The sequence below is a fragment of the Kitasatospora albolonga genome, assembly GCA_002082585.1.
GTDB classification, from domain to species: domain Bacteria; phylum Actinomycetota; class Actinomycetes; order Streptomycetales; family Streptomycetaceae; genus Streptomyces; species Streptomyces stephensoniae.
This window is the reverse complement of record CP020563.1, coordinates 5,189,172-5,210,788: the sequence shown is the minus strand read 5'-3', so window position 1 is coordinate 5,210,788 and position 21,617 is coordinate 5,189,172. Positions and strand designations below refer to the sequence as shown.

Genomic DNA, 21,617 nt, shown 5'->3' with positions numbered 1-21,617 from the left:
TGTGCGTCGGGTGGTTCCCCGCCTCCCCTGCCGGTGACGGGCGGCGCTTCCCGGGTACGGAGTGCCGGTGCCGTGCTCGGTGCCGTACTGATGGCCGCCGTACTGGCCTCGGGGTGCGGAATCCGTACGACGTCGGTGCCCGTGGACGCGGGGGCCGCGCCCTCCCGGGTGCCGTGCAAGCCGTCCTCGGCGAGCGTCGCGACCCGGTCCCCGGACAGCGTGACGGCACCGGTGTACCTGCTCTGCGCCTCGGAGCTGGTGGCCGTGGACCGGCCGGTGGCGGCGGGCGCGTCCGGCTCCGACCGCCCGGCGGCCGCCCGCGCGCTGCTGGAGCAGGTCCAGCAGGTGCCGCCCGAGAGCGAGCGCCGGGCCGGGTTCTCCACGGCGGTCCCGGCGGGGCTGCGGGTCGAGCCCTCCCGCGACGGCGACCCGGCGGGCTCCGTACGGCTGAGCAGCCAGCCGGAGGACCTGTCGGAGGAGGCGCTGGCGCAGCTGGTGTGCACGTACGCGGAGAACGAGGCGCTCGTGACGGAGGGCTCGGTGGTCCTGGGCGGGCCCGGGGCGTATCCGCCGCGCGGCTATGTGTGCACCTCGCAGACGAAGGCCCGGCCGCAGGACGTGACGACACCGGACGCGCTGGTACGGGACTGAGCGGTAGGGACACTGGGCGGTACGGGACCGAGCGGTAGGGACTGGGCGGTACGGAATCGAGCCGTACGGGATAGAGCAGTACGGGTCCGACCGGTGCGGGACCGGGCGGACGGCGGACATCGGCCATGTCGCGGAACCGATCCCGCCGCCCGGGGCGTCTTGGTGGGCGTGCGTCAAGGTTCGGACGGTCAGACCGTCATCCACTTCCGCGCGGTGGGGGTCACTCTCCTCCTCGCGCACCTGCTGCTCGTCGGGTGGCTGACGCTGCGCCCGCTGGACGTGCCCTGGATCACGGCGGCCAACTTCGAGCTGCTCGCCGGCATCAGAGCCGACCTCGCGCTGGGACCGGTCGAGGCCACGCGCCGGATCGGCGGGGCGCTGCTCCTGCTGGCCCCGCTCGGGGTGCTGCTGCCGATGGCCGGGGGCCGGGTCTTCGTCTCCTCCTGGGTCTCGCTGCTGCGCACGGTGACGGCCGGGGCGCTGATCTCGCTCGCCATCGAACTGGGCCAGACCGGGGTGCCGGGCCAGGTCGTGGACGTCGACTCGGTGCTGCTGAACACCGCGGGCGTGGCCGTGGCGCATCTGCTGGTGGTCCCGGTCTGGCGGGCGCGGCTGCGCCGCCGGGGGCTGCCGGGGGTGCGGGACCTCCCCCGGTACCGGCAGGAGACCCGCCTCAGGGACGAGGCCCCTGGGGGGTCGACCCCGACGATTACCAGGGTCGGCATCGCCCCGTAGAGCGATGCTTTGTCCCTCTTCGCGGAGGCACCATGGGTACATCGGGAGCGGAAAGGAACCCGCTCCCCCCGCTACGGTCCACGTCTCGCGAAGGAGCCCACCATGGCCGCACTGGTCCGCCCCACCGAAGGCCGCATGATCGGCGGCGTGTGCGCGGGGCTGGCACGGCGCTTCGGCACCTCGGCCGGCACGATGCGCATCATCTTCGTCGTCTCCTGCCTGCTGCCCGGCCCGCAGTTCCTCATCTACCTGGCCCTGTGGGCGCTGCTGCCCTCGGAGAAGTCCTCCTCGTCCGCGACGGCCTGGTGACGCGGGGGCCCACGGGGAACGCAGTGGGGCGCACACCCGGGTCCGGGTGTGCGCCCCACTGTCATGTGCGGGTGCGCGCCGCGGGGCGGCGCGTCGGGGTGGTGCGGGTGCCGCGGGTCAGCCGCCGAGCGGAATGCCGTTGGCGGAGAGGCCCTGCGTGGGCAGTCCGCCGAGCAGCGCGGTGACCGGCGCGGCGGCGTCGGTGGCGTCGCCGCCGAGGACCTTGCCGACGGTGTCCTGGACCGGCGCGGACTGGGCGGAGGCGGCGAGGGTCTCCAGCGCCGTGGTGGAGACGGGGAGCACACCGGCGGCGGAGTCCAGCGGCAGGGCCGGGGCGGCGGAGGCGCTGCCCGCGGCGGCGGCGGCGAAAGCGGCACCGAGGGCGGCGACACCGAGAGTCTTGGCAGCAGACTTCTTCATGGAGAATTCATCCTTGGGGAAGGGGATGTGAGCGGCTCTGCAAGTTAGCCATCCCGCCGCCCCCACCGCAAACATCCCGACACGCGAAAAATGGCCGGGATTTCGCCTCCCGGCCATCTTCCATGTCTCTTCCGCGGCTCGAACGTCAGCTCGCGGAAGCAGCAGAACCGCTGGTCACAGCGGTCTGCCGGAAAAGCCACTCGGACTTCAGCTCGGCATAACCGGGCTTGACGACCTCGTTGATCATCGCGAGACGTTCATCGAAAGGAATGAAAGCTGATTTCATCGCATTGACGGTGAACCACTGCATGTCGTCGAGCGTGTATCCGAATGCCTCGGTCAGCAGCTCGAATTCCCGGCTCATGCTCGTCCCGCTCATGAGGCGGTTGTCCGTGTTCACGGTGACGCGGAAATGCAGCTTCCGCAGCAGCCCGATCGGGTGCTCCGCGTACGAGGTGGCGGCGCCGGTCTGGAGGTTGGACGTCGGGCACATCTCCAGCGGGATGCGCTTGTCCCGTACGTAGGAGGCGAGGCGGCCGAGGGTGACCGAGCCGTCCTCGGCGATCTCGATGTCGTCGATGATCCGCACCCCGTGGCCGAGCCGGTCGGCGCCGCACCACTGGAGGGCCTGCCAGATCGACGGCAGGCCGAACGCCTCGCCCGCGTGGATGGTGAAGTGGTTGTTCTCCCGCTTGAGGTACTCGAACGCGTCGAGGTGGCGGGTGGGAGGGAAGCCCGCCTCGGCGCCCGCGATGTCGAAGCCGACGACGCCCTGGTCCCGGTAGCTGTTGGCGAGTTCGGCGATCTCCAGCGCGCGGGCCGCGTGCCGCATCGCGGTGAGCAGGGCGCCGACGCGGATGCGGTGGCCGTTGGCGCGGGCGATGCGCTCGCCCTCGCGGAAGCCCGCGTTGACCGCCTCGACGACCTCTTCGAGGGTCAGCCCGCCCTCCAGGTGCTGCTCGGGGGCGTACCGGATCTCCGCGTAGACGACACCGTCCTCGGCGAGGTCCTCGGCGCACTCGGCGGCCACCCGGAAGAGCGCGTCACGGGTCTGCATGACGGCGCAGGTGTGGGCGAAGGTCTCCAGATACCGGGGCAGCGAACCGGAGTCGGCGGCCTCGCGGAACCAGATGCCGAGCTTGTCGGCCTCGGTCTCGGGCAGGGAGTCGTACCCCTGCGCGCGGGCCAGCTCGATGATCGTGCCCGGGCGGAGGCCGCCGTCGAGGTGGTCGTGGAGCAGCACCTTGGGGGCGCGCCGGATCTGGTCGGAATCGGGGACATTCAGGGTCTGGCTCGTCATCTGGGCACTGTAGCGCCTACGCGCGTAGAGCGCCTGCCGACGCCTTCCGTCGATGCGTAACAGTGACCGGAAAGTCGGGTGGAGTACACCTGCTCTTCTGAGACTGTTCTGTCATGGCACAGCGCGCACTCCCCCTGCCTGCCGCCAGGCTGGGACGGGCCGTCTCGACGGCCGGAGCACCATACGAGGTCAGCGGCGTGGTCCTGCTGCTCCCGGACGGCGAACCCGACTCACGGCGCCGTCCCTCCCCCCTTTCGTACGCGATACAGCTGCCGTTCGCCCGTGCGCTGGCGCGCGCCGGGGAGGGGGACGGGCTTGCGGTGCACGTTCTGCGCTACCGCCACCGGGGCTGGAACGACACCGACGCGCACCCCGCCGAGGACGCCGCCTGGGCGGCGGACGAGGTCCAGCGGCGGTACGGGGACGTGCCCGTCTGCCTGGTGGGCCACGGGATGGGCGGGCGGGCGGCGCTGCGGGCCGCCGGGCACGGGGCGGTGAACTCGGTGCTGGCGATGGCCCCCTGGCTGCCGGAGCACACCACCGCCGAACCGGAGCCGGTGAAACAGCTCGTGGGGCGGCGGGTGCTGATCGTGCACGGCACCAACGACGAGCGCACCGACCCGGAGCTGTCGTACCGGCTGGCCGAGCGGGCGAAGAAGTCCAACCGGGACACCTGCCGCTTCGAGGTCCACTCGGACGGGAACGCGCTGCGCCAGCACCGCTCCGAAGTGGTCGCGCTGGCCGCCGACTTCATCCGCGGATCGCTCTTCGCCCGGTCCTACGCCCGCCCGGTCAAGGACGCGCTGGCCGCTCCGCCGCCGCTGGGGCTGCGGATGCCGCTGGCGGCGGGGTTCGGACGGTCGCTGCGGCACTGAGCCGGGGCGGTACGGGGGCAGAGCCCGTACGGCGGGTCGCACATCGCGGCCCGTTGCCCAAGCCGTACGTACGCCAGGGGCTCAGCCCGTACGTCCGCCTCCCAGCCGCCGGACCAGCAGCACCGAGGCGGTCCACGCCAGCGCGCACCCGGCGGCGGTGACCAGCAGGACGAGCCAGAGGGTGTCCGTGGTGGCGGCGACGGTGACGGCGGTGGCGACCGCCAGGAAGGTCGCCACCATCGGCACGACGATCTGCGAGGCGCGGGCGGGCGGGGCGCCGACGGCGCGGCGGCGGTGCAGCCACCCCGATCCCCGCAGGAAGACGGCGCCGGTGATCAGCAGCGCGAGCCCCAGGGCGAGCTGGACGGTGGAGGCGCGGCCCGGTTTCTCGGTCGTGTCCTGGCGCAGCTCCCCCTTCTCCAGCCCCCAGAGCCGGTCGCGCCAGGTCAGCGCGGTGACCCGGTCCCCGGGCGCGAGCGTCTCCCACACCGGCCCGGAACCCTGCATCCGTATCCGGAGCGACCGCTCCTGCCCGGGGCCGAAGTCGACGGTGACCCAGTTGGTGACGGCCTTGTTCTTCCGGCCGACGTCGGTGGAGACGACCGTGGCGGGCCACGCGCCGAGGCAGTCGCCGTTCTCCACCGCCGAGCCCCCGATCTCCTCGCACGACCGCGCGGCCCGGAAGTCGCGGGCCTCGGAGAGGGACCCGGGCAGCAGCGCGAACAGGACGAATGCGGCCAGGACCATCACCGATCCGATCACGGCGGCAAGGGTGATGCCCATCAGGCCCGGGCGGGCGGGCGGCGGCGAAAAGGAGGAGGAAGCAGGGTTCACCGGGCCATTCTCCCCTCCTCTTCGAACAGAGAGGCGACGGGGGTCGAGGGGGCTGTCAGCCGGCCGGTGGCGGCAGCGCGCCCAGGATGCGGCGCATGTCGTGCCGTTCCGCCACGACGAGCACCGGGGCCTCCCCGTCCCGGCACTCCAGCACCACTTCCGAGTACCACCTCAGCACCACGTCCGACCACCACCGCCCCGGGCGTGGGTCGGCCACGTGCTTGCGCCGCAACCGCAGCGGGACGAGGGTGTCCGGCAGCGGATCGAGAACGACCTTCCCGTACGCGTCCGGGGCCGGCGCGAGACGTGCGCGGCCGCCGGGCTCCAGCGGCGGATCGAGGACGAGGTGGTCGTACCCCTCCACGCTGTAGGGCACGTCGCCGACCACGGTGGCCCGTACGACCTGTCTCCCGGTGAGGGCCGTGGGTTCGAGGACGACGTCGTCCGTGGCGCGCCGCCCGAGCAGCCAGGTCAGCAGCGCCGCTGCCGCTCCCGAGACCGCGCAACCGGCGGCGGAGACCAGGAGGACGAGCGGAGCGTCGTCGGCGACGGCGGAGGCGGTGATCGCGACTCCGGCTGCCACCAGGGCCGCCACGCACGGCACGGCGGCGCGCCACGCCCGGACCACGGGGTCGCGGGGACGGCGCAGGGCCCGTCGGAGCGCCGCCAGCAGGAGGGCCGCACCGAGGATCGCCAGCGCGAGAGTCACCCCCAGCTGAGCGAACGCGATGTCACCGGGCTTGCCGTGCGCGTCCTGGCGCAGATCCCCCAGGCCCAGCGCCCACACCGTGGAACGCCAGGAGTGCAGCACCACCCGGTCCCCGCGCTCCACCTCGTCGAAGACGGGCCCGGGGCCCTGCATCCTCACCTGGACCGGTGAAGCGCCCGCACCGGGGTCGACCTTCACCAGCCAGATCTCGGACTTGGACTGTTTCCGACGTTCCTTGGCCAGGACCGTGGCCGGGCGTTCGGAGAGGCAGTCCCCGTGGCCGGCCGCCGGGCCGACAGCACCTGCGCACGGGAGGGCTGCCCGGAACTCCCGTACCTCGGCGAACTTCCCGGGCAGCCCGGCGGCGAGGAACAGCGCGATCACCACCAGGACGATTCCGGTGGCGCCGGGAAGGAGGGCGTCCCTCGCCTCCCACCGCACAGACGCGGGTGAGGTGTCCGGGGTGGCGGGCGAAGCGTGGGTCACCTGGACATTCTGCCCGTCTCGCACGGGTCGACGGCGGGAGGGGTCGTCGCCACCGTTCAGCACGGCTTCCGGGCCCTCTCATTCCGGCAGCAGGTTCCCCCGCCGGGAGAGCAGGAACCGTTTGAAGGCGGCGACCGGCGGGGTGTCGGGGTGGCCGTCCAGCCAGGCGACCCCGATCTCGCGGACCGCGCGGGGCGCCGTCACCGTCAGCTCGACCACGCCCGGCCGGGCGACCGCGGGCGGCGGCAGCAGGGCCACCCCCAGACCGGCGGCGACCAGGCCGCGCAGGGTCTCGGCCTCCTCGCCCTCGAAGGCGACGCGCGGGGTGAATCCCGCCTCCGCGCAGAGGTCGTCGGTGATGCGGCGGAGGCCGTAACCCGGTTCGAGGGTCACGAACGTCTCGTCGGCGGCCTCCGCGAGGCGGATGCGGCGGCGGGTGGCGAGGCGGTGGTCGTCGGGGACCACCAGGCGCAGGCGCTGTTCGTCCAGGCGGCGGGTGACCAGGTCGGGGGCGTCGGGCACGGGTGAGGTGAGGCAGAGGTCGAGGCCGCCCGCGCGGAGCCGTTCGATCATGGCCTCGCCGTAGTTCTGGACGAGCTGGAAGCGGACCTTCGGGTGGTCGGCGCGGAAGGCGCGGATCAGGGCGGGTACGGTCTCCGAGCCCATGGTGTGCAGAAAGCCGAAGGAGACCCGGCCCGCCGTGGGGTCGGCGTCGGCCCGGACCGAGTCGGCGGCCTTCTCCACCTCGGCCAGGGCCCGTTCGGCGGAGGCGAGGAAGGTGCGGCCGGCCGGGGTGAGCGAGACCGTACGGCCCTTGCGGGCGAACAGGGCGACGCCCAGGTCCTCTTCGAGCCGGACCATGGCCCGCGAGAGCGTGGACTGCGGGACGCCGAGCTCGTGTGCGGCGCGGGTCACATGCTCGTGCCGGGCGACCGCCTCGAAGTACGCGAGGCGTGGCGCGAGGACGGCCCGGATGTCTTCTTCGTAACTGCTCGGTGACAGCCGAGGCTGTGAGCTGCGTTGATGCGCCATGGGATTGATTATGGCGGTTTCGTGCATTGGACGCATGAAACGTGCAGCTCTACGTTCGACGTATGCCTCCCGCCGATACCGGGGCATCCACCGTCGTCGTGGATGCCTCTGCCCCGTCGTCCCCCGTCATCACCTCCCGCGCCGCCGCGCCGACCTCTGTCGAGCGGCTGGAGCCCGGCCGCCCCGGCTACCGGAAGATGAGCTTCGCGCTCTTCGCCGCCGGGGTCGCGGCCTTCGCCCTCCTCTACTCCACCCAGGCCCTGCTGCCCGCGATCTCCACCGCGTACGGCGTGAGCGCCGGGCAGGCGAGCTGGACGGTCTCCGCGGCGACCGGCGCGCTGGCGCTCTGCGTACTGCCGCTGAGCGCGCTCTCGGAGCGGTTCGGGCGGCGGCAGATGATGACGGCCTCGCTGACGGTCGCGGTCGTGGTCGGGATGCTGGTGCCGTTCGCGCCCTCCATCGGCTGGCTGATCGCGCTGCGGGCGATCCAGGGCGCGGCGCTCGCCGGGCTTCCGGCCTCCGCGATGGCGTATCTGGCGGAGGAGGTGCGGCCCAAGGCGCTGATCGCGGCGATCGGGCTGTTCGTCGCGGGCAACAGCATCGGCGGTATGAGCGGCCGCGTCCTCACCGGCTGGGTCGCCCAGCTGTGGGGCTGGCGCGCGGCGCTCGCGGCGGTCGGCCTGCTCGCGCTGGCGTGCGCCGTCGCCTTCCACTTCCTGATCCCCAGGGCCCGTAACTTCACCCCCGGCTCGCTGAACCCGAAGGCGCTCGCGAAGACCGTCGCCGCCCACCTGGGCAACCCGCTGCTGGTACGGCTGTACGCGATCGGCGCGCTGTTCATGACGGTGTTCGGCGCGGTCTACACGGTGATCGGCTACCGGCTGGCGGAGGAGCCGTTCGGCCTGCCGCAGGGCATCATCGGCTCGGTCTTCCTCATCTACCTGGTCGGTACGGTCTCCTCGGCCGCCGCCGGACGGCTGGTGGCCCGGCTCGGCCGCCGGGGCGCGCTCTATCTGGCGGTCTCGACGACGGCGGCCGGGCTGCTGCTCTCGCTGTCGGAGTCGCTGCTCGCCGTGCTGGCGGGCCTGGTGCTGATCACGGCCGGCTTCTTCGCCGGGCACGCGGTCGCCTCGTCCTCGGTGAGCCGGACCGCGACGGAGGGCCGGGCGCAGGCGTCGGCGCTGTACCAGTCGGCGTACTACCTGGGCTCCAGCGCGGGCGGCACGCTCGGCGCGGTCGCCTTCCACACGGGCGGCTGGGCGGCGACGGTGGCCCTCGGTCTGTTCGCGGTCCTCGGTGTCGTCTCGATCACGCTGTACGGGACCCGGGTGGCGCGGGCCGAGCGGCGGGCGCTGGTCCCGGCTGCCCGCTGACCCTCCGGGGGGCACGCTCCGGAAGCCGTCCGGGGACTCGTTCCGGAAGCCGTAATTCCGGCTATGCCGGAACGCGACGCAACCGAGACCTGCCCCGTGCAACCCCGCCTCCCCTTCGCGCGTCTACCAGGCGTAACCACAAAACCACTGTGGGCGAAGGGGAGTTGGGGGACATGGGAGTGATGGCGAAAGTAACCGGCGTACGGCTGCGCCGCGGGGCGGCGCTCTCCGTGGCCGGGCTGGTGGCGGCACCCGCCCTGGTCCTGGGCACCGGCACCACGGCCCAGGCGGCGCCCTCCTGCACCACCTCCGCCGGGCCGCACCAGAAGCAGGTGGAGAAGTTCCTGAAGCGGCCGGTCGACGGCAAGCAGTCGGCCGCCGACTGCAAGGCGATCCAGAAGTTCCAGAAGGCCCACGGGATCACCCCCACCATCGGCTACGCCGGGCCGCTGACCTGGCGCACCATGAACACGATGCTCGCCCAGAAGGCGGCCGGGAAGAACCCCAACAAGGCCGGGAAGTGTCCCACCAACAAGGGCCGCATCGCCTGCGTCGACCTGACCCGCCAGCTGAGCTGGATACAGGACGGCAAGAAGCTGAAGTACGGGCCGGTGCCGGTGCGGACCGGGCGGGACGGCGCGGAGACCCGGACGGGCGCGAAGAAGATCTACTGGCGCAACATCAAGCACTGGTCGACGATCTACAAGGTGTGGATGCCGCACGCCCAGTTCTTCGACGGCGGCCAGGCGTTCCACTCGGTCACCAAGTCCATGTACAACCCGCCGGGCTCCGGCGGCTGCGTCAACATGCGCCCCGCCGACGCGAAGGCATACTGGAAACTGCTGAAGAACGGTGACGACGTGTACGTCTACGGGCGCAAGCCCGGCACCTGATCCCGCCCGGTCGACGCTCGCCCGTCGGGGCCCGTCGGGCTCTTTCCCCTCTCGTTGTCAGTGGCCTGCGGTAGCTTCCGACGTACTGGGTGACGGATGCCACAGCGGCTGCGCCACAGGGCGCGACAGGGGTGGAGCGATGAGCGATCTGACCACGACGACGGCCACGGGTGCGGGGGCGGGTGCTGGGGCCGGTGAGACCGGGGCCTCCGGTGACACCGGCGTCGACGCCCGCCTCGAAGGCCACCGGACCGAGCTGACGGGGTACTGCTACCGGATGCTCGGCTCGGCGTTCGAGGCCGAGGACGCGGTGCAGGACACCCTGGTGCGGGCCTGGCGCAACTTCGACAAGTTCGAGGGCCGCTCCTCCCTGCGCTCCTGGCTCTACCGCATCGCCACCAACGTCTGCCTGGACATGCTGAACGCGGGCAACAAGCGGGCCCGCCCGGTCGATCTGACCGACCCGACCCCGCTCGCCCAGGCCGCGCTCACCCCCCGCCCGGAGAACGTCTGGCTGGAGCCGATGCCGGACGGCCGCGTCCTGCCCACCGTCCAGGACCCGGCGGAGGCCGCCGTGGCGCGGGAGTCGGTGCGCCTGGCGTTCATCGCCGCCCTCCAGCACCTGCCGCCCAAGCAGCGGGCCGTGCTGATCCTGCGCGAGGTGCTCGCCTGGAAGGCCGCGGAGGTCGCCGAGCTGCTGGAGACCTCCGTCGCCTCGGTCAACAGCGCCCTCCAGCGGGCCCGCGCCACCCTGACCGAGCGGGCGGGCCGGGTCCCGGACGCGGCGGACCCGCTCGACGAGGAGCAGCGGAAGCTGCTGGAGCGCTATGTGAAGGCGTTCGAGGGGTACGACATGGCCGCCCTGACCGCGCTGCTCCACGAGGACGCGGTGATGACGATGCCGCCGTTCGACCTGTGGCTCCGGGGCACCTCCGACATCACGGGCTTCATGACGACCATCGGCGCGGCCTGCGCGGGCTCCCGGCTGGTGCCGGTACCGGCCAACGGGTCCCCCGGCTTCGCGCACTACAAGCCCGATCCGGAGGGGTCCGGTTTCGTGCCGTGGGCGGTGCAGGTCATCGACATCCAGGACGGGGCGGTCTCGGGGATGCACTGCTTCCTGGACGTGGAGCGCTGGTTCCCGCTGTTCGGCCTCCCCGACCGGCTTCCGGCGGCGACGGCCGGGGAGTGATCCCGTACTGAGAGCGCACTGAGCGCGTGTACTGGCCGGGGGCACGTACGGGCCGGAGATGCATCCGCCCCCGGCCCGTACGGTCGCAGGCCCCTGGCTCGTACGATCCCAGGCCCCTGGCCCGTACAGTCCCGGCCCGTACGGCCCCAGCACCCAGGTCAGTACGGCCCCGGCACCCGCCGCTCCGGACCCTCCGGGCTCTCCACCTCCTCGGCCACCTCGGGCACCTCCCCCGCCAGACCGACCACGTCCTCCAGCCCCACCAGGTCCAGCAGCGCCCGGAGTTCGGGCGCCACCCCGCGCAGCCGCAGTCGGCGCCCGGCCCGGCGGGCGACGAGGGCCAGCCGGGCCACCGCCTCGACCAGGGCCAGATCGGCACGGTCCACACCGCCCACATCGCACTCGACCGGGGCGGCACCCGGACGGTCGGCGAGGCGGCGCTCCAGTTCGGCACAGAGACCGGGTACGGCTGCGCGGCCGACCCGGCCGGTCAGGGTCACGGTTACGGTCACGGTCAGGACGACCGGACTCCCGGCTTCCTCGTCCCCGTCCCCGTTCTCGTCCTCGTTCACGTTCGCGGTCTCGGGTTGGATCTCGGCTTCGGTTTCGGCTTCCACACCGGGCAGACCTCTCCGGCGGACGAAAATCATCGGCGCAACCATCGGCGCGCCGGACACCGGGCCCCCCGGTGCGACTATTTTCCGCCAGTTCCCCATTCCTGTGCTGATTCTGTGAACCAACCTGCCCGGCTTACCCTCTAGTTCGTTGAACCGTCGGCCGCAGCCGTCACACTCGTACGTGTCTGCGGACCGAGGGGGGTTGAAGAACCACCGAGTTCTCCTGGGGGAGAGTTGCGCAGACACGTGAGAAACGCGTGCATACCGGCGGTCGCCACCGCGGTCGCCGTGGCGCTGGCCGCGGGCATGGTCAGTCCGGCCATGGCCCAGCCTGGTCAGAAGGGGGCGTCCGACACCCGGGCGCTGACCGGAGCCCAGCACCACCTGACCCTCATCACCGGTGACCGGGTCACCGTGGACGACGAGGGCCGGCCGGTGAAGTTCGAGCCCGCCAAGGGGCGCGAGCACATACCGGTCCAGCGGATGAGCAGCAAGGGACACACGCTCGTCATTCCGGCCGACGCCCGTCAGCTCATCAGCTCGGGCAAGCTCGACCAGCGGCTGTTCGACGTCACCGAGCTGAGCAAGCCGGAGAGTCTCCGGTCCCAGCGGGGCGGCCTGAAGCTGATCGTCGGCTACCGGGGCGCGGCCAAGGCCGCCAAGGCGCAGGTCCGCGACGCGGGCGGCACCGAGGTCGGCCGGAGCCTGCGGTCGCTGAACGCCGAGTCGGTGGTCACGCCGACCGAGGACGCGCCGGAGATCTGGGAAGCGCTCACCGACAGCGACGACAGCCGGGCCACCACCGCGGCGGGCATCGACCGCGTCTGGCTGGACGGCGTCCGTCAGGCGAGCCTGGACCGGAGCGTCCCGCAGATCGGCACCCCGGCGGCCTGGAAGGCCGGCTTCACCGGGAAGGGCGTCAAGATCGCGGTCCTGGACACCGGGACCGACAGCACCCACGCCGACCTCAAGGGCCAGATCCTGGCCTCGAAGAACTTCAGTGCCTCCAAGGACACGAAGGACCGGGTCGGCCACGGCACGCACGTCGCCTCGATCGCGGCGGGCACCGGTGCCGCGTCGAAGGGCAAGTTCAAGGGTGTGGCCCCGGACGCCAAGCTGCTCTCCGGCAAGGTGCTGGACGACGAAGGCTACGGCGAGGACTCCGGCATCCTGGCCGGGATGGAGTGGGCGGTCGCGCAGGGCGCCGACATCGTCAACCTGAGCCTCGGCGGCGAGGACACCCCCGATGTGGACCCGCTGGAGGCAGCGGTCAACAAGCTGACGGCCGAGAAGGGCGTCCTGTTCGCCATCGCGGCGGGCAACGAGGGCGACGGCGCCGGTACGGTCGGCTCCCCGGGCAGTGCGGACGCCGCGCTGACCGTGGGCGCGGTCGATGTCAAGGACAAGCTGGCGGAGTTCTCCAGCCGTGGTCCGCGCGTCGGTGACGGGGCCGTCAAGCCGGATGTCACCGCCCCCGGTGTGGACATCACGGCGGCGATCCCGGGCAAGTCGCTGATCGCCCAGGAGGTGGGCCAGAAGCCCGCCGGTTACTCCACCATCTCAGGTACGTCGATGGCCACCCCGCATGTCGCGGGCGCCGCCGCCCTGCTGAAGCAGCAGAACCCGGGCTGGAAGGCCACCGAGCTGAAGGGCGTGCTCACCGCGTCCACGAAGGCCGGGGCGTACAGCCCGTTCCAGCAGGGCTCCGGCCGGATCTCGGTGGACCGCGCGCTCAAGCAGAGCGTCGTCGCCGAGCCCTCGTCGGTGAGCTTCGGTACACAGCAGTGGCCGCACACCGACGACAAGCCCGTCACCAGGAACGTCACCTACCGCAACCTCGGTACGAGTGACATCACGCTCGACCTGAGCCTCACGAGCACCGGTCCCAAGGGCAAGCCCGCACCGGCCGGCTTCTTCACCCTCGGCGCCAACCAGGTGACCGTCCCGGCGGGCGGCACGGCCGATGTGACGCTGACGACCGACACCCGCCTCGGCGGCACCCTCGACGGCGCGTACTCCGCGTACCTGGTGGCCACGGGCGGCGGTCAGACCGTGCGCACGGCCGCCGCGGTCGACCGCGAGGTGGAGTCGTACGACCTGACGGTCAAGCACATCGACCGCGCCGGCAAGGCCGCTTCCAACGCCGCCATCACGATCTACGACCTGAGCGGCGGGGCGGGCGGTTCCTTCGTGAACGCGCGCGTCGTGAACGGTACGACGAAGATACGGCTGCCGAAGGGCACGTACACCGTCGACTCGGCCATCTTCAACGGCTCCAAGTTCTCGCAGGGCGTCAACACGATCGCCCAGCCGAAGGTCGCCGTCACCAAGAACACCTCGCTGACCTTCGACGCCCGCAAGGCGAAGCTGGTGAACATCACGGTGCCGGACAAGAAGGCCAAGCCCAAGATGTTCGTGGCGGAGTACTCCGTCAGCACGAAGGCCAACGGCTTCGGCTCCGGCTGGCTGCTGGACGAGGCGAAGAACTTCCGCACCCTGCACGTCGGTCCGCAGCCCACCGGCGTTTCGGTCGCCCAGCACTGGTCGGCCTCCTGGACGGCGGGGTCGAAGACCCAGTACTCCATCGCCACGGGCGGCAAGGTCAAGAAGCTCGCGACCGGCTACAGCCGGAAGTTCACCGCGAAGCAGTTGGCCAAGGTGAAGGTCGGCATGGGTGCGGGCGCGCCGAAGAAGAAGGGCACGGTCACCCCGTGGGGCTTCCTGCCCACGAACGACAGCGCCTGGTCCTTCGCGTCGGGGCAGAACCTGCCCGGCACCCGCACGCTGTACCTCTCCACCGCCGACAAGGTGAAGTGGGGCTTGGAGTTCGCCCAGCTGGGCCCCGTCCAGAACGGCTTCCCGACCTACGATTCCGCGTACAGCCTCGGGGACGAAGCCACCTACAAGGCGGGCAAGTCGTACACGAAGTCCGTGAACACCCCGGTCTTCGGACCGCTGGTGAACAACGACCACGGCGTCGTGCGTGAGGACAACTGGATCTCGGCCTACGTGCCGCTGCTGGCGGACAGCAAGGGCAACGCCGACCTCTTCCAGAACTACTCGTCGGTCAAGACCGTCCTGTACCGCAACGGCAAGAAGATCGGCCAGAACGACGACCCGCTGACCGGAAACCCCTTCCAGGTCCCGTCGGGCGCGGCGAACTACAAGCTGACGAGCTCGGTGAAGCGCAGCGCGAAGATCAGCCCGCTCTCCACGCAGGTGGACGTGGCCTGGACCTTCCGCTCCAAGAAGACCGGCCTGGCCGTGCTGCCGGTCTCCACGGTCCGCTTCTCTCCGGCGGTCGGCGTCGACGGCCGGGCCAAGGCGGGCAAGACCGTCTCCGTTCCGGTGAAGGTGACCGGTGCGGCTGCCGGTAAGAACCTGAAGTCGCTGACGACGTACGTCAGTTACAACAAGGGGAAGACCTGGAAGAAGGTCACCGTGAAGAAGGGCAAGATCACGGTGAAGAACCCGGCGAAGGGCAAGGGCATCTCCTTCTCGGCCAACGTCACCGACAAGAAGGGCAACAAGTCCTCGGTGAAGATCTACAACGCGTACCTGGGCAAGTGACCGGCTACGAGCGGTAGTTCACCCCGCACGACGGCGGCCCGCCGCACGGATCGACTCCGTGCGGCGGGCCGCTCGCGTGTACCCGGCAGCCGCCGGAGCCGAGCGTCAGCCGGTCGGGAAGACGCCGGTGTCCAGGTCCAGCGCGAACGGTTCGGGAAGGCTGATCCTCCCGCCGTACTCGACGGCTTGCAGCACCCGGTACGTACCGCCCTGCGGCTCTCCGTAGAGCGTCGCGGTCGGCCGACCGGAGTGCCAGGGGTCGAGGAGCAGGAACAGCTCCACCCCGGCCTTGGCGTAGCCGTCGGCTTTGCTGATGCGGTCGTGGTTGGCGTTGGCCCGGGAGGTGATCTCGACGACGAGGCGGGCCTCGGCGGCGGGCACGTGGTGCCCCGGCGCGGAGAGCACCGAGCGGGGCACGACGACAAGGTCAGGAATGTAGAGCCCACCCCGGCCGGGCAGTGAGACACCGAGGGTCTGATAGATCCCCCACTCCGGCGGAATGACGGTGTAGAGGCTGCGCTGAAGCAGCTCCGCAGTGACGTTGTGGTCCGTGGAGGGCGGCGGCGACACGGTGACGATCTCCTCGATGATCTCCACCTTGCAGCCCTCGGGTGCGTCCGTCTCCTCCCAGATCCGGACGAGGTCGTCCCAGTCCTGGCCGGGGCCCGGCACGGGGTCGACGGTGAGTGCGCTCATGGCGGTCTCCTCTATCGGTACGTCACCGACTCCAGGATGCCGAACGGGACCGGTGGCAGTCCACCGGTCCCGTTCACCCGTACGAGGAAACCGCAGGTCAGGCGATACGTTCCCGCACCACCGGCAGCGGGGCGAACGACGTGCAGGCCGGGGCGATGTCGTACGCGTCCGGGAGGGCCTTCAGGGCGTAGTCGAACTTCTCCGGGGTGTCCGTGTGCAGCGTCATCAGGGGCTGGCCCTCGGTGACGGTGTCGCCGGGCTTGGCGTGGAGTTCGACGCCCGCGCCCGCCTGGACCGGGTCCTCCTTGCGGGCCCGGCCCGCGCCCAGGCGCCAGGCGGCGACGCCGACGTCGTAGGCGTCCAGGCGGGTCAGGACGCCGGAGGAGCGGGCGGTGACGATGTGCTGCTCGCGGGCGACCGGGAGGGTGGCGTCCGGGTCGCCGCCCTGGGCGGAGATCATGCGGCGCCAGACGTCCATCGCGGAGCCGTCGGCCAGGGCCTTCTCGGGGTCGGCGTCCTTCAGCCCGGCCGCGTCCAGCATTTCGCGGGCCAGGGCGAGGGTCAGGTCGATGACGTCCTGGGGGCCGCCGCCCGCCAGGACCTCGACCGACTCCCGTACCTCCAGGGCGTTGCCCGCGGTGAGGCCGAGCGGGGTCGACATGTCGGTGAGCAGGGCGACCGTGCGGACGCCGCTGTCGGTGCCGAGGGCGACCATGGTGGAGGCCAGTTCGCGGGCGTCCTCGATGGTCTTCATGAAGGCGCCGGAGCCGACCTTGACGTCCAGGACGAGCGCCCCGGTGCCCTCGGCGATCTTCTTGGACATGATCGAGCTGGCGATCAGCGGGATGGCCTCGACGGTGCCGGTGACATCGCGCAGCGCGTACAGCTTCTTGTCGGCGGGGGCGAGGCCGTCACCGGCGGCGCAGATGACCGCTCCGGTGGTGTCCAGGACGTTCAGCATCTCCTCGTTGGAGAGGTGGGCCCGCCAGCCGGGGATGGACTCCAGCTTGTCCAGGGTGCCGCCCGTGTGGCCGAGGCCCCGGCCGCTGAGCTGCGGTACGGCGGCGCCGCAGGCGGCGACCAGCGGGGCGAGCGGCAGGGTGATCTTGTCGCCGACGCCGCCCGTGGAGTGCTTGTCGGTGGTGGGGCGGGAGAGCGCGTCGAAGTTCATGCGCTCGCCGGAGGCGATCATCGCGGCGGTCCAGCGGGCGATCTCAGTGCGGTTCATGCCGTTGAGCAGGATCGCCATGGCGAGGGCGGACATCTGCTCGTCGGCGACCTCGCCGCGGGTGTACGCGTCGATGACCCAGTCGATCTGCTCGGGGGTCAGCTCGCCTCGGTCCCGCTTGGTGCGGATGACGGAGATGGCGTCCATGGGAGTCCTTCCGGCCGGTGCGTACGCAAGAGTCCTCGTTGACTCTACGCGCATAGAGAGGGGAAAGGACGGTGGCCCTTCCTCGGAGGGAAGGGCCACCGCCGGAGAATGCGGGTTCAGCCGAGGTGCTGCGGGCCGAACGACTGCGGCAGCATCTCGTCCAGCGTGCGGCGCCCGTCGGGCGTCTCCAGGACGAGTCCGGGGCCGCCGAACTCGTACAGGAGCTGCCGGCACCGGCCGCACGGCACCAGGACCGACCCGGTGCCGTCCACGCAGGTGAAGTGGGTCAAGCGGCCGCCGCCGGTCGCCTGGAGGGTGGAGACCAGGCCGCACTCGGCGCAGAGCGAGAGGCCGTAGGAGGCGTTCTCGACGTTGCAGCCGGTGATCGTGCGGCCGTCGTCCACCCGGGCGGCGACACCGACCGGGAAGCCCGAGTAGGGGGCGTACGCCCGGGACATGGCGTCCCGGGCCGCGACCCGCAGGGCCTCCCAGTCGGCCTCGCCGAAGAGGACGGCGGGCTCCGGGGCGGGCGAGGTCACTTGCCCTCGCCCTTCCTATAGGGGATTCCGTTCGCCTTGGGCATCCGTAGCCGTTGCGCGGAGAGCGAGAGGACCAGCAGCGTGGTGACGTACGGGGCGGCGTCGACGAACTGGCTCGGGACCTGGTCGGTCAGCAGGTACCAGGTGAACAGCAGCGCCGAGACGGCCGCCGAGATCACCGCGGCGACGTACTTCTTCTTGTACAGCTGCCAGAACACCGCGATGACCAGCAGGATCGCCAGCAGGAGCAGCATCGCGTGGACGTTCTCCGCGCCGCCGCGCAGCTTGAGGCTGTCGGTGAAGCCGAAGAGTCCGGCGCCCAGCGCCATCCCGCCCGGCATCCAGTTGCCGAAGATCATGGCGGCGAGGCCGATGTAGCCGCGCCCGCCGGTCTGGCCCTCCTGGTAGATGCCGGTGGCCACGATCGCGAGGAACGCGCCGCCGAGGCCCGCGAGCCCGCCGGAGATCGTGACGGCGATGTACTTGTACTTGTACACGTTGACGCCGAGCGTCTCGGCGGCCACCGGGGACTCGCCGCAGGAGCGCAGCCGCAGCCCGAACGAGGTGCGCCACAGAATCCACCAGGTGGCGGGGATCAGCAGCAGGGCGAGCAGGGTCAGCAGGGAGAGGCCGGTGACCAGGCCGCCGATGATGCCCGCGATGTCGGAGATCAGGAACCAGTGCTGCTGCTGGAGGTCCTGCATCCAGTCCGAGAGCCCCGGAACGGTGATCTTGTCGATCGGTTCGAGGCGCGGGGACTGCTTGGAGGAGCCGCCCTGGACGCCGTCGAAGGCGAAGTTGGAGAGGTAGCGGGTGACACCGACGGCGAGGATGTTGACGGCCACACCGGAGACGATGTGGTTGACGCCGAAGGTGACGGTGATGACCGCGTGGAGCAGGCCGCCGAGGCAGCCGCCGAGGATGCCGAAGAGGACGCCCATCCACGGGCCCCACTGGAACCCGGCCCAGGCACCGAACCAGGTGCCGAGGATCATCATGCCTTCGAGGCCGATGTTGACGACGCCCGCGCGCTCGGCCCACAGGCCGCCGAGTCCGGCGAGGCCGATCGGGACGGCGAGCTCCAGGGCACCGGCGACCTGGCCGACCGAGGTGATGTCCTCGGCGCCGCTGATGAGGCGGACCAGGGAGACGAGCGCGAGACCGCCCGCGATGATGAGCAGGACGACGGGCAGGGTGAGCTTGCGGCGGCCGCCCTTCTGGGGGGCGGGGCGTGCGGCGATGGCTTTGCTGGTGCTCACAGGGCCGCCTCCTTCTCGGTCTTGATGGCGTGTCCGGCGGCGAGCTCCTCGCCGACCTTCTGCTGCTGGCGGCGGATGCCGTACCGGCGGACCAGCTCGTAGGAGACGACGACCGAGATCACGATCAGGCCCTGCATGATCGTGGCGATCTCCTTCTCGTACCCGTACTGGTCGAGCGAGGCCGAGGACTTGTCCAGGAAGGCGACGAGCAGCGCGGCGAACGCGATTCCGAGCGGGTTGTTGCGGCCCAGCAGCGCGATGGTGATGCCGGTGAAGCCGATGCCCGTGGGGAAGTCGAGGCTGTAGGTGTGGGTGTCGCCGAGCAGCGTCGGCAGACCCGCGAGGCCCGCGACCGCGCCGGAGATCAGCATCGAGGTGAGGATCATCTTCTTGGCGTCCACACCGGATGCCTGGGCGGCGCTCTGGCTGGCGCCCGTGGCGCGCAGGTCGAAGCCGAACCGGGTGCGGTTGAGGACGAACCAGTACAGCAGGCCGCAGCCCGCCGCGACGAAGGTGAAGCCGTAGATCTCGCCGCCGTCACCCATCGGCAGACCCGGGAACCAGCCGGACTCCGGGATCTCCCCGGTGGTCAGGTTGTTGGAGCCCGGGGGCTGCTCGCCGAAGTTCTTCGGCAGGATCAGCCAGGCGACCAGGGCCGTGGCGATCGAGTTGAGCATGATCGTGGAGACGACCTCGCTCACCCCGCGCGTGGTCTTGAGGAAGCCCGCGATCCCGGCCCAGAAGGCACCGACGAGCATCGCGACGATCACGATCAGCGCGATGTGCAGCGGGCCCGGCAGGTTGACGCTGGCGCCGACCAGCGCGGCCATCATGGCGGCGAGGCGGTACTGCCCGTCGACGCCGATGTTGAAGAGGTTCATCCGGAAGCCGACGGCGACGGCGAGCGCGGCGAGGTAGTACGTACCGGCCTGGTTGAAGATCAGGACCTGTACGTCGACGTAGCTGGCCGACTCGAACATGATCCGGTACGGCTCGAAGGGGTTGCGGCCGGAGGCCAGCAGCACCACGGTCGTCAGCGCGAGGGCGACGACCAGGGCGAGCGCCGGGCCGGCGAGGCCCAGGATCAGCCGGTCCTTGTCGAATTTCTTCATCGGGCCTCGTCCTCCGGGCTTTCGAGGTGACCGGTGGCGGCGCCGGTCATGGCCGTGCCCAGTTCCTCCGGGGTGATGGTGGCCGGGTCGGCGTCGGCGACCAGTCGGCCGCGGTACATGACGCGCAGGGTGTCGGAGAGCCCGATCAGCTCGTCCAGGTCGGCCGAGATCAGCAGGACGGCCAGTCCTTCGCGGCGGGCCTCGCGGATCTGGTCCCAGATCTGCGCCTGGGCGCCGACGTCCACCCCTCGGGTGGGGTGGGCGGCGATCAGGAACTTGGGGGCGTGGCTCATCTCGCGGCCGACGATCAGCTTCTGCTGGTTGCCGCCGGAGAGGGAGGCCGCGGTGACCTCGATACCGGGGGTGCGGACGTCGTACTCGCGCACGATCCGCTCGGTGTCGGTGCGGGCCGCCTTGTTGTCCAGCAGCCAGCCCCGGCTGTTGGGCTTCTCGGTGACGTGGCCGAGGATGCGGTTCTCCCAGAGCGGGGCCTCCAGCAGGACGCCGTGGCGGTGCCGGTCCTCGGGGATGTAGCCGATGCCGGACTCGCGCCGCTTGCGGGTGGGGGCGTGGGAGATGTCGTCGGTGTCGAGGGTGATCACCCCGCCGTCCGGGTCGCGCATCCCGATCAGGGCCTCGATCAGCTCGGTCTGCCCGTTGCCCTCGACACCGGCGATCCCGAGGACCTCGCCCTTGTGGATGGTGAAGTCGATCCCGGCGAGGACGTCGCGGACGGTGCCGTCGGGGTCGGTGACGGTGAGCGCGAGGTCCCGTACGCGCAGCATGGGCACGTCGGTGACGGTGGACTCGCGGGTCTCCGGGGAGGGCAGCTCGCTGCCGACCATCAGCTCGGCGAGCTGCTTGGTCGTGGTGGTGGCCGGGTCGGCGGTGCCCACCGTCGTACCGCGGCGGATCACCGTGATCTCGTCGGCGACGGAGAGCACCTCGCCCAGCTTGTGCGAGATGAAGATGACGGTCAGGCCCTCGGCCTTGAGCTCGCGCAGGTTGGCGAAGAGCGCGTCGACCTCCTGCGGCACGAGGACCGCGGTCGGCTCGTCCAGGATGAGGATGCGGGCGCCCCGGTAGAGGACCTTGAGGATCTCCACGCGCTGCCGGTCGGCGACCCCGAGGTCCTCGACGAGCGCGTCGGGCCGGATGCCGAGCCCGTACGCGTCGGAGATCTCCTTGATCTTCTTACGGGCTCCGGCGCCGATGCCGTACAGCTTCTCGCCGCCGAGGACCACGTTCTCCAGGACGGTGAAGTTGTCGGCGAGCATGAAGTGCTGGTGCACCATGCCGATGCCGCGCTCGATGGCTTCGCCCGGGTTGGAGAACGAGACCTGCTCACCGTTGACGGCGATGGTGCCCTCGTCCGGCTTCTGCATGCCGTAGAGGATCTTCATCAGGGTGGACTTGCCTGCACCGTTCTCACCGACGAGGGCGTGCACGGTGCCCTTGCCGATCGTGATGTCGATGTCGTGGTTGGCGACGACGCCGGGGAAACGCTTGGTGATGCCGTGCAGTTCCACGGCGGGGGGGCTGCTGGACGCGTTGATGACGCACTCTCCTTGGCCGGACAGGAGCGGGGGCGGAGGGGCTGGAGGGGCTCTGGTGAGCGGGGTGAAGTTATCGCGCCGGAG

General features: G+C 71.1%; 20 protein-coding genes. 8 read left to right on the top strand and 12 right to left on the bottom strand.

Annotated features, from left to right (window positions below; genetic code table 11):
* The first annotated feature begins 90 nt into the window (after positions 1–90).
* From B7C62_23120 to B7C62_23110, 3 genes are all read left to right on the top strand, one after another.
* Complete coding sequence (locus tag B7C62_23120; protein ID ARF77338.1) at positions 91–651, top strand: hypothetical protein; 561 nt, start codon at positions 91–93, stop codon at positions 649–651.
* Positions 652–813: 162 nt separating this feature from the next.
* Positions 814–1,386, top strand: coding sequence for a hypothetical protein (locus B7C62_23115; GenBank protein ID ARF74802.1), 573 nt, complete (start codon positions 814–816; stop codon positions 1,384–1,386).
* 102 nt (positions 1,387–1,488) lie between these two features.
* Positions 1,489–1,695, top strand: a complete 207-nt coding sequence (locus B7C62_23110) for a PspC domain-containing protein (protein ARF74801.1) — start codon at positions 1,489–1,491, stop codon at positions 1,693–1,695.
* 117 nt (positions 1,696–1,812) lie between these two features.
* Here B7C62_23110 and B7C62_23105 read toward each other — a convergent pair whose 3' ends face one another.
* Together B7C62_23105 and B7C62_23100 are read right to left on the bottom strand one after the other, a co-directional pair.
* Positions 1,813–2,115, bottom strand: a complete 303-nt coding sequence (locus tag B7C62_23105) for a hypothetical protein (protein ID ARF74800.1) — start codon at positions 2,113–2,115, stop codon at positions 1,813–1,815.
* A 145-nt stretch (positions 2,116–2,260) separates the two neighbouring features.
* Positions 2,261–3,415, bottom strand: a complete 1,155-nt coding sequence (locus B7C62_23100; protein ARF74799.1) for an adenosine deaminase — start codon at positions 3,413–3,415, stop codon at positions 2,261–2,263.
* A gap of 113 nt (positions 3,416–3,528) precedes the next feature.
* Here B7C62_23100 and B7C62_23095 point away from each other — a divergent pair, with 113 nt between their 5' ends.
* Positions 3,529–4,290 (top strand): alpha/beta hydrolase, encoded by a 762-nt coding sequence (locus B7C62_23095; GenBank protein ID ARF74798.1) that lies wholly within the window; start codon positions 3,529–3,531, stop codon positions 4,288–4,290.
* 81 nt (positions 4,291–4,371) lie between these two features.
* Here B7C62_23095 and B7C62_23090 read toward each other — a convergent pair whose 3' ends face one another.
* From B7C62_23090 to B7C62_23080, 3 genes are all read right to left on the bottom strand, one after another.
* Positions 4,372–5,124 (bottom strand): hypothetical protein, encoded by a 753-nt coding sequence (locus tag B7C62_23090; GenBank protein ARF74797.1) that lies wholly within the window; start codon positions 5,122–5,124, stop codon positions 4,372–4,374.
* Positions 5,125–5,179: 55 nt separating this feature from the next.
* The gene (locus tag B7C62_23085; GenBank protein ID ARF74796.1) at positions 5,180–6,274 is read right to left on the bottom strand and encodes a hypothetical protein; all 1,095 of its coding nucleotides are present in this window, start codon (positions 6,272–6,274) and stop codon (positions 5,180–5,182) included.
* A gap of 123 nt (positions 6,275–6,397) precedes the next feature.
* Positions 6,398–7,351, bottom strand: a complete 954-nt coding sequence (locus B7C62_23080; GenBank protein ARF74795.1) for a LysR family transcriptional regulator — start codon at positions 7,349–7,351, stop codon at positions 6,398–6,400.
* A 62-nt stretch (positions 7,352–7,413) separates the two neighbouring features.
* Between B7C62_23080 and B7C62_23075 the strand changes: the two genes are divergently transcribed.
* From B7C62_23075 to B7C62_23065, 3 genes are all read left to right on the top strand, one after another.
* Complete coding sequence (locus B7C62_23075) at positions 7,414–8,724, top strand: hypothetical protein (protein ARF74794.1); 1,311 nt, start codon at positions 7,414–7,416, stop codon at positions 8,722–8,724.
* Between the two features lie 173 nt (positions 8,725–8,897).
* On the top strand, positions 8,898–9,617 hold the full coding sequence (locus B7C62_23070) for a hypothetical protein (protein ID ARF74793.1): 720 nt from the start codon (positions 8,898–8,900) through the stop codon (positions 9,615–9,617).
* 139 nt (positions 9,618–9,756) lie between these two features.
* Entirely contained in the window at positions 9,757–10,809 is a 1,053-nt protein-coding gene (locus B7C62_23065; GenBank protein ARF74792.1) for an RNA polymerase subunit sigma-70, read from the top strand.
* A gap of 158 nt (positions 10,810–10,967) precedes the next feature.
* Here the strand turns inward: B7C62_23065 and B7C62_23060 are convergent, their stop codons facing one another.
* Positions 10,968–11,459 carry a hypothetical protein gene (locus B7C62_23060; GenBank protein ARF74791.1) on the bottom strand — a complete coding sequence of 164 codons (492 nt, stop codon included), beginning with the start codon at positions 11,457–11,459 and terminating at the stop codon, positions 10,968–10,970.
* Positions 11,460–11,732: 273 nt separating this feature from the next.
* On the opposite strand from B7C62_23060, the gene B7C62_23055 reads away from it, so the two are divergent.
* Positions 11,733–14,996: a peptidase S8 gene (locus tag B7C62_23055; GenBank protein ARF77337.1), complete on the top strand. Its 3,264-nt coding sequence runs from the start codon at positions 11,733–11,735 to the stop codon at positions 14,994–14,996.
* A 105-nt stretch (positions 14,997–15,101) separates the two neighbouring features.
* Here the strand turns inward: B7C62_23055 and B7C62_23050 are convergent, their stop codons facing one another.
* The 6 genes from B7C62_23050 to B7C62_23025 form a co-directional block, all read right to left on the bottom strand.
* Positions 15,102–15,692 carry a restriction endonuclease gene (locus B7C62_23050; protein ARF74790.1) on the bottom strand — a complete coding sequence of 197 codons (591 nt, stop codon included), beginning with the start codon at positions 15,690–15,692 and terminating at the stop codon, positions 15,102–15,104.
* Positions 15,693–15,789: 97 nt separating this feature from the next.
* Entirely contained in the window at positions 15,790–17,067 is a 1,278-nt protein-coding gene (locus B7C62_23045; GenBank protein ID ARF74789.1) for a thymidine phosphorylase, read from the bottom strand.
* A gap of 116 nt (positions 17,068–17,183) precedes the next feature.
* Complete coding sequence (locus B7C62_23040) at positions 17,184–17,606, bottom strand: cytidine deaminase (GenBank protein ARF74788.1); 423 nt, start codon at positions 17,604–17,606, stop codon at positions 17,184–17,186.
* Positions 17,603–18,865 (bottom strand): ABC transporter permease, encoded by a 1,263-nt coding sequence (locus B7C62_23035; GenBank protein ID ARF74787.1) that lies wholly within the window; start codon positions 18,863–18,865, stop codon positions 17,603–17,605. The genes B7C62_23040 and B7C62_23035 overlap by 4 nt, the downstream gene beginning before the upstream one ends.
* Complete coding sequence (locus B7C62_23030; GenBank protein ARF74786.1) at positions 18,862–19,977, bottom strand: sugar ABC transporter permease; 1,116 nt, start codon at positions 19,975–19,977, stop codon at positions 18,862–18,864. The genes B7C62_23035 and B7C62_23030 overlap by 4 nt, the downstream gene beginning before the upstream one ends.
* Positions 19,974–21,557 carry a heme ABC transporter ATP-binding protein gene (locus B7C62_23025; GenBank protein ARF74785.1) on the bottom strand — a complete coding sequence of 528 codons (1,584 nt, stop codon included), beginning with the start codon at positions 21,555–21,557 and terminating at the stop codon, positions 19,974–19,976. The genes B7C62_23030 and B7C62_23025 overlap by 4 nt, the downstream gene beginning before the upstream one ends.
* Between the last annotated feature and the right edge of the window lie 60 nt (positions 21,558–21,617).